We start from the raw sequence: 14,429 nt of genomic DNA, 5'->3' as shown, positions 1-14,429 counted from the left end.
AAGCCGAGCGCGCCGCTGCCGGCGAACAGGTCGAGGCAGCGCTGGCCGTCCAGACGCTGGCCGAGCCAGTTGAACAGCGTTTCGCGCACGCGGTCGGGCGTGGGGCGCAGGCCGTCGAGATCGAGCACGGGCAGCGGCGTGCGCTTCCAGTCGCCGCCGATAATGCGGATCGTGTGCGTGCCGCCGCGCGCGGGCGGTGCGGAACGTGCGCCTTGCGGGCGCGGAGAGGATGAACGGGCCATGCGTGTGTACTGTGTGTGTACTGCGTGAATCGAGGTTGAATCGTCGCAACCGGATCGGCAATGCGCAATCCGGGGGGATGCGAACCGGTCTGCCAGGCGCGGCGCGATGCCCGCCCGGCCAATCCGCGAACGTTACCACAGCGCCGTGCGCGCGCCGGACGCCTGCCACAAGGACGCGCCCTATGCCGCCTGATAAAATGTCGTGTTTTCCACGCGTTGCATGCTGAAATGACGTCGATGACCGTCCCTCGGTCAGACCGGCAACGCGATCCCACCACGCCACAGATCATGTTCAGTTTCTTCAAACGACTCCGCGGCGACAAGAACGCGGAGAACGAGCAGGCCGAAACCGCCGCTCCGGCTCCTGAAGCCGAGGCCGCACGCGACGAAGCGCCCGCGGCGCCGGTCGCTCCGGCCATCACTCCGGCCGCGCCCCAGGCACCGGCCGCCGCCGCCGACACGTTCGAGGCCGTCGAAATCGTCCCGCCGCCCGCGCTCGACGCCACCGCGAAGAAGTCGTGGCTGACGCGCCTGAAGTCGGGGCTGTCGAAAACGGGTTCGAACATCCAGAGCATCTTCGTCAACGCGAAGATCGACGACGATCTCTACGAAGAGCTCGAAACCGCGCTGCTGATGTCGGACGCGGGCGTCGACGCCACCGAATATCTGCTCGAAACGCTGCGCCAGAAGGTGCGCGCCGAACGTCTGACCGAGGCGCAGCAGGTGAAGACGGCGCTGCGTCAGCTGCTGATCGACCTGCTCACGCCGCTCGAAAAGTCGCTGATGCTGGGCCGCGCGCAACCGCTCGTCATGATGATCGCGGGTGTGAACGGCGCGGGCAAGACCACCAGCATCGGCAAGCTCGCCAAGCATCTGCAGAGCTTCGACCAGAGCGTGCTGCTGGCCGCCGGCGACACGTTTCGCGCCGCCGCGCGCGAGCAGCTCACCATCTGGGGCGAGCGCAACAACGTGACGGTCGTGCAGCAGGAAAGCGGCGATCCGGCCGCGGTGATCTTCGACGCCGTGAATGCGGCGCGCGCGCGTGGCATCAACGTGGTGATGGCCGACACGGCCGGCCGCCTGCCCACGCAGCTGCATCTGATGGACGAGCTCAAGAAGGTCAAGCGCGTGATCGGCAAGGCCTTCGACGGCGCGCCGCACGAAGTGCTGCTTGTGATCGACGCGAACACGGGTCAGAACGCGCTCACGCAGGTGAAGGCGTTCGACGACGCGCTGGGCCTCACCGGCCTGATCGTCACCAAGCTCGACGGCACGGCGAAGGGCGGCATTCTCGCCGCGATCGCGCGCCAGCGTCCGATTCCGGTGTACTTCATCGGCGTGGGCGAAAAGGTCGAGGATCTGCAGCCGTTCGTGGCCGAGGAATTCGCGGACGCGCTGCTCGGCAACTGATCGCGGTCGGCGTAAAAGAAAAGGGCATCCCTCTCGCGAGCGATGCCCTTTTTCACGTCATGATCGGCTCATCTGAGCGCAATTCGCCGCGATATCACTCCGAATCGGGCTGTGCGCCCGGCGCCGCGCGCGCGAACGCGTCGAGTTGCGCGGCGTAATCGTGGATGCGCTGAATGGTCGGAAACCGCGTGGTATCGACGTTGAAGCGCTGCGCGTTGTAGATCTGCGGCACGAGGAACAGGTCGGCGAAAGTCGGCGTATCGCCGAAGCACAGCTTGCCGGTGCGCGAGTCGCCGGCCAGTCGCGCTTCGAGCGTCTCGAAACCCGCTTCGACCCAGTGCCGGTACCACGCGTCCTTCGCCGCATCGTCCACGCCCAGCGTGCGCTTCAGGTATTTGAGCACGCGCAGGTTGTTCAGCGGATGGATCTCGCAGGCGATCTGCAGCGCGAGCGAACGCACGTGCGCGCGGTCGACCGGCGACTTCGGCAGCAGCGGCGGCTCGGGATGCGTCTCTTCGAGATACTCGATGATCGCGAGCGATTGCTGGATCGCGTGCTGCTCGTCGTCGACGAAGGTCGGCACGATCGCGTCCGGATTCACCTTGCGGTACTCGGGCTTCAATTGCTCGCCGCCGTCGCGCACCAGATGCACCGGCACGTACTCGTACGACAGGTTCTTGAGATTCAACGCAATACGCACGCGATACGACGCCGAACTGCGGAAATAGCTGTAAAGCTTCATGCTCCTCTCATGCTCCTTGTTTTAGTCGCGCCGTATTGAGACGCAGCGCGCCGAATGGGCGAAACGCTGCGTCAAACCGGTCGGATCGTTCAGACGGTTTTCAGATCACGCGCACGGCGATCTCGCCCAGGCCGTCCACGCCGCCCTTCATCAGATCGCCCTTCACCACCGCGCCGACGCCTTCCGGCGTGCCGGTGAAGATCAGGTCGCCCGCCTTCAGCTCGAACAGCGTCGAAAGATACGCGATCGTATCGGCAACCGGCCAGATCATCTGCGAAATATCCGAGCGCTGCTTTTCCTCGTCATTCACCGACAGCCAGATCGAGCCTTTGGCCAGTTGGCCGACTTGCGCCACCGGATGGATCGGGCCGATCGGCGCCGAATGGTCAAAACCCTTGGCCGTGTCCCACGGACGGCCGAGCTTCTTCGCTTCGGCCTGGAGATCGCGGCGCGTCATGTCGAGACCGAGCGCATAGCCGTAGACGTGGTCGAGCGCGCTTTCCACCGGAATGTTCTTGCCCGCCTTGCCGATCGCCGCGACGAGTTCCATTTCGAAATGGACGTTGTTCGACTGAGCCGGATACGGGAAATCCGCGGCCGCGCCGGGCGGCACGAAGAGGACGGCGTCGGCGGGCTTCGCGAAGAAGAACGGCGGTTCGCGGTTCGGATCGTGGCCCATCTCGCGCGCGTGCGCTTCGTAGTTGCGGCCCACGCAATAGATGCGGCGCACCGGGAAATGCGCGCTGCTGCCCGCGACCGGCACGTAGGCTTGCGGCGCCGGTTCAAATACGTAACTCATCTGTTTCTCCGTCTTCGTTCTTCGTGATGATCAGTCTACGCCGCGCGACGCCTGAATCCGCTCGCGGCTTGCCAGCGTAAAACGCGAGTGTAACGCGCAGCGGCGAGCGACGCGGTCAGCCGCCACCGCAAGCGATCGGGACGATATTTCAGGGCGTTGCGAAGCTTTCGAAGCTTGCGGCATCGCGCGAGCCTCAGCTCGTTGCCGCGGTACTGCGGCACGGCTGCGACACCGCTACGGCCCTTTTCCCTTCGCAGCGTCGGACCGCGCCGCACAGGTCGTGCGATACTTCCTGCATCCCCAAGACACTGGCCGAACAGCACGCGCCGCCCACGCAGCGCGGCGCGAGACCGGCACATCGACGTAACACGCACGCCCCATGAACGCCCCCGACTCCACCGAGACCTTTTCCTGCGCCCGCTTCATCAAGGAGATCGGCCGCGGCCCGCATGGCGCGCGCTCGCTGTCGTCCGAAGACACGCACGCGCTCTACGCCGCGATGCTCGACGGCCGCGTGCCCGAGCTCGAACTGGGTGCGGTCTTGCTGGCCTATCGCCTCAAGGGTGAAACCGCCGACGAACTCGCGGCGATGCTCTCGGCGGCGCACGCGTCCTTCGCGCCGATCGCCGTGCCCGAAGGCGACTATCGCGCGGTCTCGATTCCGAGCTACAACGGCGCGCGCAAGCAGCCGAATCTCGTGCCGCTGCTCGCTCTGCTGCTCGCCCGCGACGGCGTGCCGGTGCTCGTGCACGGCGTGGAAGCCGATCCCGGCCGCGTCACCAGCGCCGAAATCTTTGCTGCGCTAAATCTCCCCAACGCACGCGATCACGCCGACATCGAAGCACAACTCGCCGACAAACGTGTTGCATTTGCGTCGATCGAAACGCTCGCACCGCAGCTTGCGCGCCTGCTCTCGCTGCGTCGCCGGATGGGCGTGCGCAACTCCACGCACACGCTCGTCAAGCTGTTGCAACCGTTCGCGCAACCGGGCCTGCGGCTCGTGAATTACACGCATCCGCCGTATCGCGAGAGTCTGAGCGCGCTGTTCGCCGCGTATCCCGAAGCGGCCGTGGGCGGCGCGCTGCTCGCGCGCGGCACCGAAGGCGAAGCGGTCGCCGACACGCGCCGCCAGGTGCAGGTGGACTGGCTGCACGACGGCGTCTGCGAAACGCTGATCGAACCGGAACGCTCGTCGCCGGACGCGCCCGAAGTGGATCTGCCCGAAGGCCGCGACGCGCCCACGACCGCAGCGTGGATCGCCGACGTGCTGCGCGGCGATGTGCCCGTACCCGACGCCATCGCACGCCAGGTGGAGACGATCAAGCGCATCGCGAAGCGCTGAAGAATCTGGCCGAAAGCGCGGCGGCACGGGCGTTTCCGGACGTCCGCGCGTCGCTCGCGGATCGTCCGCATTTCGGTCGCATTTCGGTAATTGAGCGCTTCCTCGCCTATCTGCGTGCAATTTTTCTTGCCGCGTCGCCACATTCCCTGTTGACAGGCGCGTTCGTCCTGACTTAAATTGGTCGAATGCGTTCCTACCCGAACTCCCTCCGAATTACCCTCGGCCGCCTAGCGGCCCTATCGCTACGTCTAGCGTAAGCCAGGCGTAGCGCTGCGCGACCGCTCCCCAGAGCCGGTCGGCAGTCCTCCCAGCAGTTCTCGCAGTACCCCCAAACTCGCAGTATCTCTACAACTTGTCGTCTGCATTCGTCCGTCTACCGACTGGACGAGTCGCGAGGTCAAAATGCACGTTGCATGGGCATCGTTCACGTTCGCTTTCGCCGCGCCGGTTACCGCCGTCAGCGTGGCTGTCTTCTTCGCGTCCGAGGTTGCCGCCCGGATGCCGGAAGTCTCTCGCATCGTGCCTCGTCGCCAGCCCGCCAGCCGCCCGCTGCCGACCGCCATCGCATACGACACCATGAAGAACGAGGCCCATCATGTTGCGTAATCCCGCCGAAAAATATCGCCCTTTCCCCGCCATCCGTTTGAACGGCCGCAAGTGGCCGACGCGCACGATCGAACGCGCGCCGATCTGGATGAGCACCGACCTGCGCGACGGCAACCAGTCGCTCATCGAGCCGATGAGCATCGAGCAGAAGACCGAATTCTTCGAGATGCTCGTGCAGATCGGCTTCAAGGAAATCGAAGTCGGCTTTCCGTCCGCTTCGCAGACCGACTTCGATTTCGTGCGCAAGCTCATCGACGAAAAGCGCATTCCCGACGACGTAACGATCGAAGTGCTCGTGCAATCGCGTGAAGATCTGATTGCCCGCACGTTCGAGGCGCTCGATGGCGCATCGCGCGCGATCGTGCATCTTTACAACGCGATCTGCCCGTCTTTCCGCAAGATCGTGTTCGGCCAGTCGAAGGAAGAAGTGAAGGCGCTCGCCGTGAACGGCACGCGCATGATCCGCGAGCACGCCGACGCCCGCCCGCAGACGCACTGGACCTACCAGTACTCGCCGGAGACCTTCAGCATGGCCGAACTCACGTTCGCCCGTGAAGTCTGCGACGCCGTTGCCCAGACGTGGCGCCCGACGCGCGATCACAAGATGATCGTGAATCTCCCGGCGACCGTCGAAGCCGCGATGCCCAACGTCTACGCCGACCAGATCGAGTGGATGGACCGCAACCTCGCGTATCGCGACAGCATCGTGCTCTCCGTGCATCCGCATAATGACCGCGGCACCGCCGTGGCCGCCGCCGAAATGGCCGTGCTCGCGGGCGCGGACCGCGTCGAAGGCTGTCTCTTCGGCAACGGCGAACGCACCGGCAACGTCGATCTCGTCACGCTCGCGATGAATCTCTACACGCAGGGCATCGATCCGGGCCTCGATTTTTCGGACATCGACGCCGTGCGCCGCGTGGTCGAGCGCTGCAATCAATTGCCCGTGCATCCGCGCCATCCGTACGCGGGCGACCTCGTGTTCACGGCGTTTTCGGGCTCGCATCAAGACGCGATCCGCAAGGGTTTCGCGCTTCAGCAGCCCGACGCGATCTGGGAAGTGCCGTATTTGCCGATCGATCCCGCCGATCTCGGCCGCAGCTACGACGCGGTGATCCGCGTGAACAGCCAGTCGGGCAAGGGCGGCGCGACGTATCTGCTCGAACGCGGCATGGGCTTCACGCCGCCGCGCCGCGTCCAGATCGAATTCAGCCACGCCGTGCAACAGGTCACGGACGCATCCGGCGTGGAAATCACCGGCGAGGCGATCTGCTCGCTGTTCGAACGCGAGTATTTCGACACGAAGGGTCCGGCAACGATGGCCGGCGCGGGCCGCGCACGCTTCGAAGGCCGCGACGTCGCGATTGCCGCGTCGGCGCAGATCGACGAAGCGCATGCGCAAGCCGTCGCGGCCGCATTCGCCGACGTTGCGGAAGAAAGCGTGGAGATCACGTCGTTTGAAACCGCGCGCACCGCACAAGGCGGCACGGCGGTGTTCGTCGGTGCGCGGGTGGGCGGACAGGCGCTGCGCCACGGCGTAGGCGTCGCCGACGACGCGGCGCAGGCCGTGGTCGCCGCGGTCGTCAGCGCCATCAACCGTGCGGCGTGGCAGACGATCGACCGGCGCGTCGCGGCCTGATCGGATCACGAAGCGACCCAAAGCGATCAATAGTTGGAAAGTTAGCAGCAGAAAAGCAGCAAACCTGGAGGCGGCGCCGTTGAGCGCCGGCGGCATAACGGGCCGCCGGCGTGCGCCCGAAACGCCCTAGCAGGCGGATCGGCGAGTGGACTTACCGGATCTCACTCGATCGCGCAACGCGTCGCCTGCCACGCGAGCAGACGCCAGTGGCCATCCTCCTGCGTCTGGATCGCCGTGTAGGCAATAGGAAATAGTAGCGCGCCGTTGTTCGCTTCCATCTCGATCAGCACGCGCCCCGACACCACGCAGGTCTCGTTGCCCACCGGCAGCACGTCCTGCGACTGGATCTCGATCTGACGGTAGCGCCGGCGCCCCGCCGTGATCGCATCGATGAACTGCTGCTTGGTCTCGCGCTTGCCGTTCGTGTGAACGAAAAAGACGTTGTCGGACAGCAGTTGATCCAGCGACGAGCCGTCACCGTCCACCATCGCGCGAAACCGCTCGCGCTCCAGTCCGCGAATCGCTTCGATTACTTTTGCCACCATTAGCCGGGCCCCTTGCGCACGAGCCCGCGCCACTCGCGCCGGCTCGCACAGAAGATGTACGCATGCGTGTCGCTGAAATTTATACCAGGTTTGGACGCTTGCGATCAAAAGGATCGCCCCCATATGCACGTCAGAAAGGCCCGTCGCGCTGTGCGATTGCTTCTGTCATCGGCAGACGGCGTTGTGTGACGCGCCGCACGCTCCAGGCCGGCAAGACCTGCGCCGCAATGTCGCATCGCAACACTTTCGGCGTATTCTGATGTCTATTAGATATGTTCCGTGAGCAGAATTCGGGCGCGACCGTCAGCGCGGAACGGCGCCTGTGGGGCCCGATTTTTAGTCCGTCAGCACCGCTTATTCTGCAATTATCCAGCCCCAATTTCTCTGCCGCGCCGGCTGCGCGCGGTGTCATCGATCTAGAGTTATTCCTCGGTTCGCGGGTGTGCGCGCGCCGCATCGGGCTGGAAAGCCCGTCCCGTCTGCTTCCCGTGACTTTGCTGAAACCTATCGAAACAACTATTTCGATAGGGAATACGGAACCATGAAGCCCCTACCGACTCCAAGTATTAGCACTCGCTGATTCAGAGTGCTAACATCCAACGTGGAGTCGCAGTCCGACTTTTGCAAGATTCCTGAGGAGTTCGCTACGTGAGCAACGCAATGGCAATGACCCTTCCGGGTACGCTGAACACCAAGCCGGCCAAGGCCGCGGGTTCGGGTGCCCTGGCGCTCGCGAACGCTTCCCTGCTGCCCGGCCAACTGGGCAACATCGACGCCTACATCCAGGCCGTAAACCGGATCCCGATGTTGACGCCGCAAGAGGAGCGTCAATTCGCGACTGAATTTCGCGAGCAAAACAATCTGGAGTCCGCGCGCCGCATGGTGCTGTCGCACCTGCGCCTCGTGGTCTCGATCGCCCGTAATTACCTCGGCTATGGTCTGCCGCACGCCGACCTGATCCAGGAAGGCAACATCGGTCTGATGAAGGCCGTGAAGCGCTTTGACCCCGAACAGAACGTACGTCTCGTGTCGTACGCCATGCACTGGATCAAGGCCGAGATCCACGAATACATTCTGCGCAACTGGCGCATGGTGAAGGTCGCCACTACCAAGGCGCAGCGCAAGCTGTTCTTCAACCTGCGCAGCCACAAGCAGGGCCTGCAGTCGTTCACGCCGGAGGAAATCGACGGCCTGGCGCAGGAACTGAATGTGAAGCGCGAGGAAGTCGTAGAGATGGAAACGCGTTTGTCGGGTGCCGACATCGCGCTGGAAAGCCAGAACGACGACGGCGAGGAATCGTTCGCGCCGATCGCCTGGCTCGCCGACTCGCACAGCGAGCCGACTGCCGTGATGGCCGCGCGCGACCGCGACCGTCTGCAGTCGGACGGCATCGCCAGCGCACTGGAAGCGCTCGACCCGCGCAGCCGTCGCATCATCGAAGCGCGCTGGCTGAACGTGGCCGACGACGGTTCGGGCGGTTCGACGCTGCACGAACTGGCCGACGAGTTCGGCGTCTCGGCCGAGCGGATTCGCCAGATCGAATCCAGCGCGATGAAGAAGATGCGCACGGCGCTCGCCGCCTACGCCTGACGCGCGATTCAATCAAGCGCCGCCCGCCCCGCGGGCGTGACGCCGACAGCCCCGCCCCTAACAGGTGCGGGGCTTTTTCTTTTCCGCCGCCAGAATTAGGTACACGTTCAAACCGCCTCTGAGCGTTCCCCCGTAAGATGAATTCGCATGCCATGCAGTCTTTGTCTGATGCACGGCTGCAAACATCAGAATGCGACCCCAAACATTGATTCCAAGCAAAACGGATCGCATTACTGATGGGTGAGGCAGGCGCTCGTGGCTTCTTGTCACGGTGTCCTGATGACCCCACTCCTAGAATCCTTGTACACAAGATGTACGCCAATCCGGGCCGCGTGCAGGCCTGGCCGGGGACACAAGTTTTAGGGGCAACAGTCATCGTCATGAACTTCACTTCCGGCCAGGCAGCGCGTACGCGACCGCTTCTGCGCGCACGCATTCTCCAGTGGGCGCGCGGCCCGACCTTCGCCCGCGACATCGTTCTCGTTCTCGCCTTCAAGCTCGTGCTGCTGATGGCGCTGAAGTACGCCTTCTTCAATCATCCGCAGGCCGAGAACATGAACATGCCGCCCGCAGAAGTTGCCCGGGCCATTCTCTCCGTGCCGGTCCCGGCCGGGACGAACCCGCAACAAGGGGATCACCATGCCCATTAGCGAAACCGTCGATCTCTCGCGGCTGCAGTTCGCGGTCACCGCGCTCTATCACTTTCTGTTCGTGCCGCTCACGCTCGGGCTCTCGTGGTTGCTCGTCATCATGGAATCCGTCTACGTGATGACCGGCAAGACGATCTACAAGGACATGACGCAGTTCTGGGGCAAGCTTTTCGCGATCAATTTCGTGATGGGCGTCACCACCGGTCTCACGATGGAATTCCAGTTCGGCACCAACTGGTCGTACTACTCGCACTACGTGGGCGACATCTTCGGCGTGCCGCTCGCCGTCGAAGGGCTCGCGGCCTTCTTCCTCGAGTCCACCTTCGTCGGCCTGTTCTTCTTCGGCTGGAACCGCATGTCGAAGGGCGGCCACCTGCTCACCACCTTCCTCGTCGCGCTCGGCTCGAATCTCTCGGCGCTGTGGATTCTGGTCGCCAACGGCTGGATGCAGAATCCGGTCGGTGCGGAATTCAACTACGAAACCATGCGCATGGAGCTGTCGAGCCTGTTCCAGGTGATCTTCAATCCGGTCGCGCAGGTGAAGTTCGTGCACACCGTTTCGGCGGGCTATGTGACGGCGTCGATGTTCGTGCTCGGCATTTCGTCGTGGTATCTGCTGCGCCGCCGCGACGTCGACTTCGCGCTGCGCTCGTTCGCGATCGCCGCCGGTTTCGGCCTCGCCTCGACGCTCTGCGTGATCGTGCTCGGCGACGAATCGGGCTATCGCACCGGCGAAGTCCAGCAGGTGAAGCTCGCCGCCATCGAAGCCGAATGGGACACCGCGCCGGCGCCCGCACCGTTCACGCTCTTCGGCATTCCTAATCAGAAGGAAGAGCGCACCGATTACGCGATCCAGATTCCGTACCTGATGGGCATCATCGCCACGCGTTCGATCGACGAGCCCGTGATCGGTCTGAAGGATCTGATGGGCCGCGCCGAAGTGCGCATCCAGAACGGCATGCTCGCCTATGCCGCGCTGCAAAAGCTCAAGGAAGGCAACGCCGACACCGCCACGCGCGACGTGTTCGAAGCGCACAAGGCCGATCTCGGCTACGGCCTGCTCGTGAAGCAGTTCGCGCCCAATGTGGTCGACGCCTCGCCCGCGCAGATCAAGGCCGCCGCGAAGCACTCGATTCCGCCCGTCGCGCCGGTGTTCTGGTCGTTCCGCGTGATGGTCGGGCTGGGCATGCTGTTCCTGCTGACCTTCGTGCTCGCGTTCTGGTTTTGCGCGCAACGCTCGCTGCTCCAGGAGAATCGCCGCTGGTTCCTGCGCTGGGCCGTCTGGGCGATTCCGCTGCCATGGCTCGCCGCCGAATTCGGCTGGGTCGTCGCCGAACTCGGCCGCCAGCCGTGGACCATCGCCGAAGTGCTGCCGACGCATCTCTCCGCGTCGAGCCTTGCGCCCGGCGACGTGTGGCTGAGCCTCGCGGGCTTCGTGGTGTTCTACACGGCGCTCTTCATCATCGAGATCACGCTGATGTTCAAGTACGCGCGCCTCGGGCCGTCCTCGCTGCAGACGGGACGCTATTTCCACGAGCAGGGCGCGGCGGCCGTGGCGAGCGGAAACCGCGTCGCCTGAAGGCTTAACGGCCCCGGACCCGGACCTACATCAGGAAACACACCATGGACTACGCAACCCTCAAAGTGATCTGGTGGGTGCTGATCGGCGTGCTGCTGATCGGCTTCTCGCTCACCGACGGCTTCGACATGGGCGCAGCCATCCTGCTGCCCTTCCTCGGCAAAACCGACGCGGAACGCCGTATCGTCATCAACACGGTCGGCGCGACGTGGGAAGGCAACCAGGTCTGGCTGATCACCGCGGGCGGCGCGATGTTCGCCGCCTGGCCGCTCGTCTACGCGGCGTCGTTCTCGGGCTTCTACTTCGCGATGCTGCTGGTGCTCTTCGCGCTGTTCTTCCGACCCGTGGGCTTCGACTATCGCGGCAAGCGCGACAACCCCAGATGGCGCGGCGCGTGGGACTGGGCGCTCTTTATCGGCGGCTTCGTGCCCGCGCTGGTGTTCGGCGTGGCGTTCGGCAACCTGCTGCAAGGCGTGCCGTTCCAGTACGACACCGATCTGCGCGTCACGTACTACGGCAGCTTCTGGGCGCTGCTCAATCCGTTCGCGCTGATCTGCGGACTCGTGAGCCTGACCATGCTCAGCGCGCACGGCGCCGCGTTCGTGAAACTGAAGAGCGACGGCGTAGTGGCCCAGCGCGCGTCGAAGGCGCTGCGCCTGATGGCGGGACTCGCGGTCGTGCTGTTCGTGGTGGCGGGCGCCCTGGTGGCGACGCTGATCGGCGGCTATGCGATCACCGATGCCGCGCCCTACGACTCGGTCGCCAATCCGCTGCTCAAGAGCGTCGAGCCGGGCGCGGGCCTGTGGATCGCAAACTACGTGACGTATCCGTGGATGGCGGCCGCGCCGATCGTCGGCATTCTGGGCGGCGTGATCGCGTTCGTGCTGGCTGGATCGCGGCTCGAAAAGACGGCGTTCATCGGCACGTCGCTGCTGATCGTCGGGGTGATTCTCACTGCGGGCTTTTCGATGTTCCCGTTCATCATGCCGTCGTCGCTCGATCCGCGTTCGAGCCTCACGGTCTGGGACGCGACGTCCAGCAAGATGACGCTCGAGATCATGCTCGTGGCCGTCATCATCTTCCTGCCGATCGTGCTCGCGTACACCACCTGGGCGTATCGCATCATGCGCGGCAAGGTGACCGTCGACGCACTCGACGACAAGCGCAACACGATGTACTGAACGCAACATCGGCAACGTCGGCAACACACGCAGGAGCGAACATCATGTGGTACTTCACCTGGATTCTGGGCATCGGCGTGGCGCTCGCCTTCGGCATCATCAACGTGATGTGGCTCGACGAGCAGCACAACATGCAAACTCACGGCGACGACGCGCATTAACGTACGGCGCCGCGACGCGCCCATAAAAAAACCGGCAGGCTGGCAACCTGCCGGTTTTTCATTTCACCGCTGTCGCGGTTCAGCCGATCATGCCGGTTGAAGCGCCAGTTCCTGCGCGTAACGCGGCGCAGCATCGCCCACGACGATGTGCAGCGTATCCGCCGACACCCACGCCACGTCGAGCGCATCGAGCTTCGCGCGATCGACCGCGGCCGGATCGCGCACGATCACGCGCAGACGCGTGGCCGCGACCGCATCGAGCGAGACGATGTTCGCCGCGCCGCCGAGCACGGCCAGCCAGCGCGACGGATTCGGATCGAGCGGACCGGCGTTGTGCGCGCCCGCAGCGGCCGGTGCGTTTTGCGCAACAGCCGGAGCCACGGCGGCGGTGCTCACCGCCTTCGCCACATTCGCGGTATTCGCCGTATTCGATGAAACACCGCCGCGCGCAAGCTCACCGCGAATCTCGTCGGCGATGATGTCCGCTTCCGGCCCGATGATGACCTGCACGCTTTCGCCGCCGCGCTTGAGCACGCCGCGCGCACCGATCGCCTTCAATGCGGGCTCCGACACGCGCGCCGGATCGGCCACATTCAGACGCAGACGCGTCGTGCACGCATCGACCACCTTGAGGTTGGCCGCGCCGCCGAGCGCATCGATATACCGCGCCGCGCGCGAAGCCGCTGCCATGCCCGGCACCGCGACGCCCGACATCGACTCGGCGATCTCGGTATCGCCCGCCGAGGCTTCACGACCCGGCGTCGGCAGATTGAAGCGGCGGATGAAGAAGCGGAACAGCACGTAGTACACGACCGCGTACGCCACGCCGAGCGGGATCGCTTCCCAGCCGTGCGTCGAGAGGCCGTAGTTCAGCACGTAGTCGATCGCGCCCGCCGAGAACGTGAAGCCGAGCTTGATGCCCAGCAGCGAACAGATCGCGAGCGACAGGCCCGTGAGCACCGCGTGGATCGCGTAGAGCACCGGCGCGAGGAACATGAAGGTGAACTCGATCGGCTCGGTCACGCCCGTGAGGAATGAGGTGAGGCCCATCGAGAGCAGCAGGCCCGCGACCATCGCGCGCTTTTCCTTCGGCACTTCGTGCAGCATGGCGAGACACGCGGCCGGCAGGCCGAACATCATCACCGGGAAGAAGCCGGCCATGAAGCCGCCCGCCGTCGGATCGCCCGCGAAGAAGCGATGCAGGTCGCCCGTCACCGGCGCGCCGCCCGCCGGCGTGAACGTGCCGAACACGAACCACACGAGCGAGTTGAGGATGTGGTGCAGCCCCGTGACCAGCAGCAGACGGTTGAGCAGACCGTACACGAAGGTGCCGATCGCGCCTGCAGTGGTGAGCCAGTGGCCCGCCGTGTCGATCACGCTCTGCACCGGTCCCCACGCATAGCCGAATATCACCCCGAGCGCGAGACACACGAGCCCGGTGATGATCGGCACGAAACGCTTGCCGCCGAAGAACGCAAGGAACTCGGGCAGCTTGATGTCCTTGAAGCGGTTGTACAGCATGCCCGCGACGACACCGGCCACCACGCCCGACAGCACGCCCATGTTGAGCTTGTCGTTGATGTCCTTCATCACGGCGGTCTCGACCAGATAGCCGAGCGCGCCGGCGAGCGCCGCCACGCCGTTGTTGTCCTTCGCGAAGCCCACTGCGATGCCGATCGCGAATAGCAGCGGCAGGTTGTCGAAGATCGCGCCGCCCGCGTCGGCGATGATCTTGATATTGAGCATGTCGCTCTGGCCGAAGCGCAGCAGAATGCCCGCCACGGGCAGCACTGCGATCGGGAGCATCAGCGCGCGGCCGAGGCTCTGGATCTTGAGAAACGGATTGCCATCCATCGAACTGCCTCCAGTCCCTGTCTCTTGAGGTATTGCGGCGAGACGTATTGAGGTGAGAAAAGCCGGCGCGCGATCGCTGCGCGCGCCGGGGT

Annotated in this window: 14 protein-coding genes; 9 read left to right on the top strand and 5 right to left on the bottom strand. The window is 64.6% G+C overall.

Features of this window, described 5'->3' with window-relative positions; all coding sequences use genetic code 11:
- On the bottom strand, positions 1 to 242 hold a 242-nt coding region (locus G3N97_RS19125), incomplete at its 3' end, for an RsmD family RNA methyltransferase (protein WP_205994629.1).
- 288 nt (positions 243 to 530) lie between these two features.
- On the opposite strand from G3N97_RS19125, the gene ftsY reads away from it, so the two are divergent.
- Positions 531 to 1,652 (top strand): signal recognition particle-docking protein FtsY, encoded by a 1,122-nt coding sequence (gene ftsY, locus G3N97_RS19120; RefSeq protein WP_205994628.1) that lies wholly within the window; start codon positions 531 to 533, stop codon positions 1,650 to 1,652.
- 94 nt (positions 1,653 to 1,746) lie between these two features.
- Here ftsY and maiA read toward each other — a convergent pair whose 3' ends face one another.
- Together maiA and G3N97_RS19110 are read right to left on the bottom strand one after the other, a co-directional pair.
- Positions 1,747 to 2,394, bottom strand: a complete 648-nt coding sequence (maiA, locus tag G3N97_RS19115; protein ID WP_205994627.1) for a maleylacetoacetate isomerase — start codon at positions 2,392 to 2,394, stop codon at positions 1,747 to 1,749.
- A gap of 100 nt (positions 2,395 to 2,494) precedes the next feature.
- Entirely contained in the window at positions 2,495 to 3,193 is a 699-nt protein-coding gene (locus tag G3N97_RS19110; RefSeq protein WP_205994626.1) for a fumarylacetoacetate hydrolase family protein, read from the bottom strand.
- 379 nt (positions 3,194 to 3,572) lie between these two features.
- On the opposite strand from G3N97_RS19110, the gene ybiB reads away from it, so the two are divergent.
- The 3 genes from ybiB (at position 3,573) to leuA (ending at position 6,777) form a co-directional block, all read left to right on the top strand.
- Complete coding sequence (gene ybiB / locus G3N97_RS19105; RefSeq protein WP_205994625.1) at positions 3,573 to 4,535, top strand: DNA-binding protein YbiB; 963 nt, start codon at positions 3,573 to 3,575, stop codon at positions 4,533 to 4,535.
- A gap of 402 nt (positions 4,536 to 4,937) precedes the next feature.
- On the top strand, positions 4,938 to 5,141 hold the full coding sequence (locus G3N97_RS19100) for a hypothetical protein (RefSeq protein ID WP_205994624.1): 204 nt from the start codon (positions 4,938 to 4,940) through the stop codon (positions 5,139 to 5,141).
- Positions 5,131 to 6,777 (top strand): 2-isopropylmalate synthase, encoded by a 1,647-nt coding sequence (leuA, locus tag G3N97_RS19095; protein WP_205994623.1) that lies wholly within the window; start codon positions 5,131 to 5,133, stop codon positions 6,775 to 6,777. Before G3N97_RS19100 ends, leuA begins: the two co-directional genes overlap by 11 nt.
- Positions 6,778 to 6,938: 161 nt before the next feature.
- On the opposite strand, the gene G3N97_RS19090 is transcribed toward leuA, so the two are convergent.
- Entirely contained in the window at positions 6,939 to 7,322 is a 384-nt protein-coding gene (locus G3N97_RS19090) for a nuclear transport factor 2 family protein (protein WP_205994622.1), read from the bottom strand.
- Between the two features lie 648 nt (positions 7,323 to 7,970).
- Here G3N97_RS19090 and rpoH point away from each other — a divergent pair.
- The 5 genes from rpoH (at position 7,971) to cydX (ending at position 12,483) form a co-directional block, all read left to right on the top strand.
- On the top strand, positions 7,971 to 8,912 hold the full coding sequence (rpoH, locus tag G3N97_RS19085) for an RNA polymerase sigma factor RpoH (protein ID WP_205994621.1): 942 nt from the start codon (positions 7,971 to 7,973) through the stop codon (positions 8,910 to 8,912).
- A gap of 380 nt (positions 8,913 to 9,292) precedes the next feature.
- Positions 9,293 to 9,562: a cytochrome oxidase putative small subunit CydP gene (cydP, locus tag G3N97_RS19080; RefSeq protein ID WP_205994631.1), complete on the top strand. Its 270-nt coding sequence runs from the start codon at positions 9,293 to 9,295 to the stop codon at positions 9,560 to 9,562.
- Entirely contained in the window at positions 9,552 to 11,141 is a 1,590-nt protein-coding gene (locus tag G3N97_RS19075; RefSeq protein WP_205994620.1) for a cytochrome ubiquinol oxidase subunit I, read from the top strand. The genes cydP and G3N97_RS19075 overlap by 11 nt, the downstream gene beginning before the upstream one ends.
- A 44-nt stretch (positions 11,142 to 11,185) precedes the next feature.
- Entirely contained in the window at positions 11,186 to 12,322 is a 1,137-nt protein-coding gene (gene cydB, locus G3N97_RS19070) for a cytochrome d ubiquinol oxidase subunit II (protein ID WP_205994619.1), read from the top strand.
- A 44-nt stretch (positions 12,323 to 12,366) separates the two neighbouring features.
- The gene (cydX, locus tag G3N97_RS19065) at positions 12,367 to 12,483 is read left to right on the top strand and encodes a cytochrome bd-I oxidase subunit CydX (protein WP_205994618.1); all 117 of its coding nucleotides are present in this window, start codon (positions 12,367 to 12,369) and stop codon (positions 12,481 to 12,483) included.
- An 87-nt stretch (positions 12,484 to 12,570) separates the two neighbouring features.
- On the opposite strand, the gene nagE is transcribed toward cydX, so the two are convergent.
- Positions 12,571 to 14,337 carry an N-acetylglucosamine-specific PTS transporter subunit IIBC gene (gene nagE / locus G3N97_RS19060; protein WP_205994617.1) on the bottom strand — a complete coding sequence of 589 codons (1,767 nt, stop codon included), beginning with the start codon at positions 14,335 to 14,337 and terminating at the stop codon, positions 12,571 to 12,573.
- Positions 14,338 to 14,429 lie beyond the last annotated feature (92 nt).

The organism is Paraburkholderia sp. Ac-20347 (genome assembly GCF_017104805.1).
Taxonomy (GTDB): domain Bacteria; phylum Pseudomonadota; class Gammaproteobacteria; order Burkholderiales; family Burkholderiaceae; genus Paraburkholderia; species Paraburkholderia tropica.
The sequence above is the reverse complement of the archived record's forward strand: the minus strand, read 5'-3'. Positions and strand labels throughout refer to the sequence as shown.

Bases quoted from the DNA above. Each gene is read 5' to 3' on its own strand.
- ftsY (WP_205994628.1), top strand. From the start codon at position 531: ATGTTCAGTTTCTTCAAACGACTCCGCGGCGACAAGAACGCGGAGAAC.
- maiA (WP_205994627.1), bottom strand. From the start codon at position 2,394: ATGAAGCTTTACAGCTATTTCCGCAGTTCGGCGTCGTATCGCGTGCGT.
- G3N97_RS19110 (WP_205994626.1), bottom strand. From the start codon at position 3,193: ATGAGTTACGTATTTGAACCGGCGCCGCAAGCCTACGTGCCGGTCGCG.
- ybiB (WP_205994625.1), top strand. From the start codon at position 3,573: ATGAACGCCCCCGACTCCACCGAGACCTTTTCCTGCGCCCGCTTCATC.
- G3N97_RS19100 (WP_205994624.1), top strand. From the start codon at position 4,938: ATGCACGTTGCATGGGCATCGTTCACGTTCGCTTTCGCCGCGCCGGTT.
- leuA (WP_205994623.1), top strand. From the start codon at position 5,131: ATGTTGCGTAATCCCGCCGAAAAATATCGCCCTTTCCCCGCCATCCGT.
- G3N97_RS19090 (WP_205994622.1), bottom strand. From the start codon at position 7,322: ATGGTGGCAAAAGTAATCGAAGCGATTCGCGGACTGGAGCGCGAGCGG.
- cydP (WP_205994631.1), top strand. From the start codon at position 9,293: ATGAACTTCACTTCCGGCCAGGCAGCGCGTACGCGACCGCTTCTGCGC.
- G3N97_RS19075 (WP_205994620.1), top strand. From the start codon at position 9,552: ATGCCCATTAGCGAAACCGTCGATCTCTCGCGGCTGCAGTTCGCGGTC.
- cydB (WP_205994619.1), top strand. From the start codon at position 11,186: ATGGACTACGCAACCCTCAAAGTGATCTGGTGGGTGCTGATCGGCGTG.
- cydX (WP_205994618.1), top strand. From the start codon at position 12,367: ATGTGGTACTTCACCTGGATTCTGGGCATCGGCGTGGCGCTCGCCTTC.
- nagE (WP_205994617.1), bottom strand. From the start codon at position 14,337: ATGGATGGCAATCCGTTTCTCAAGATCCAGAGCCTCGGCCGCGCGCTG.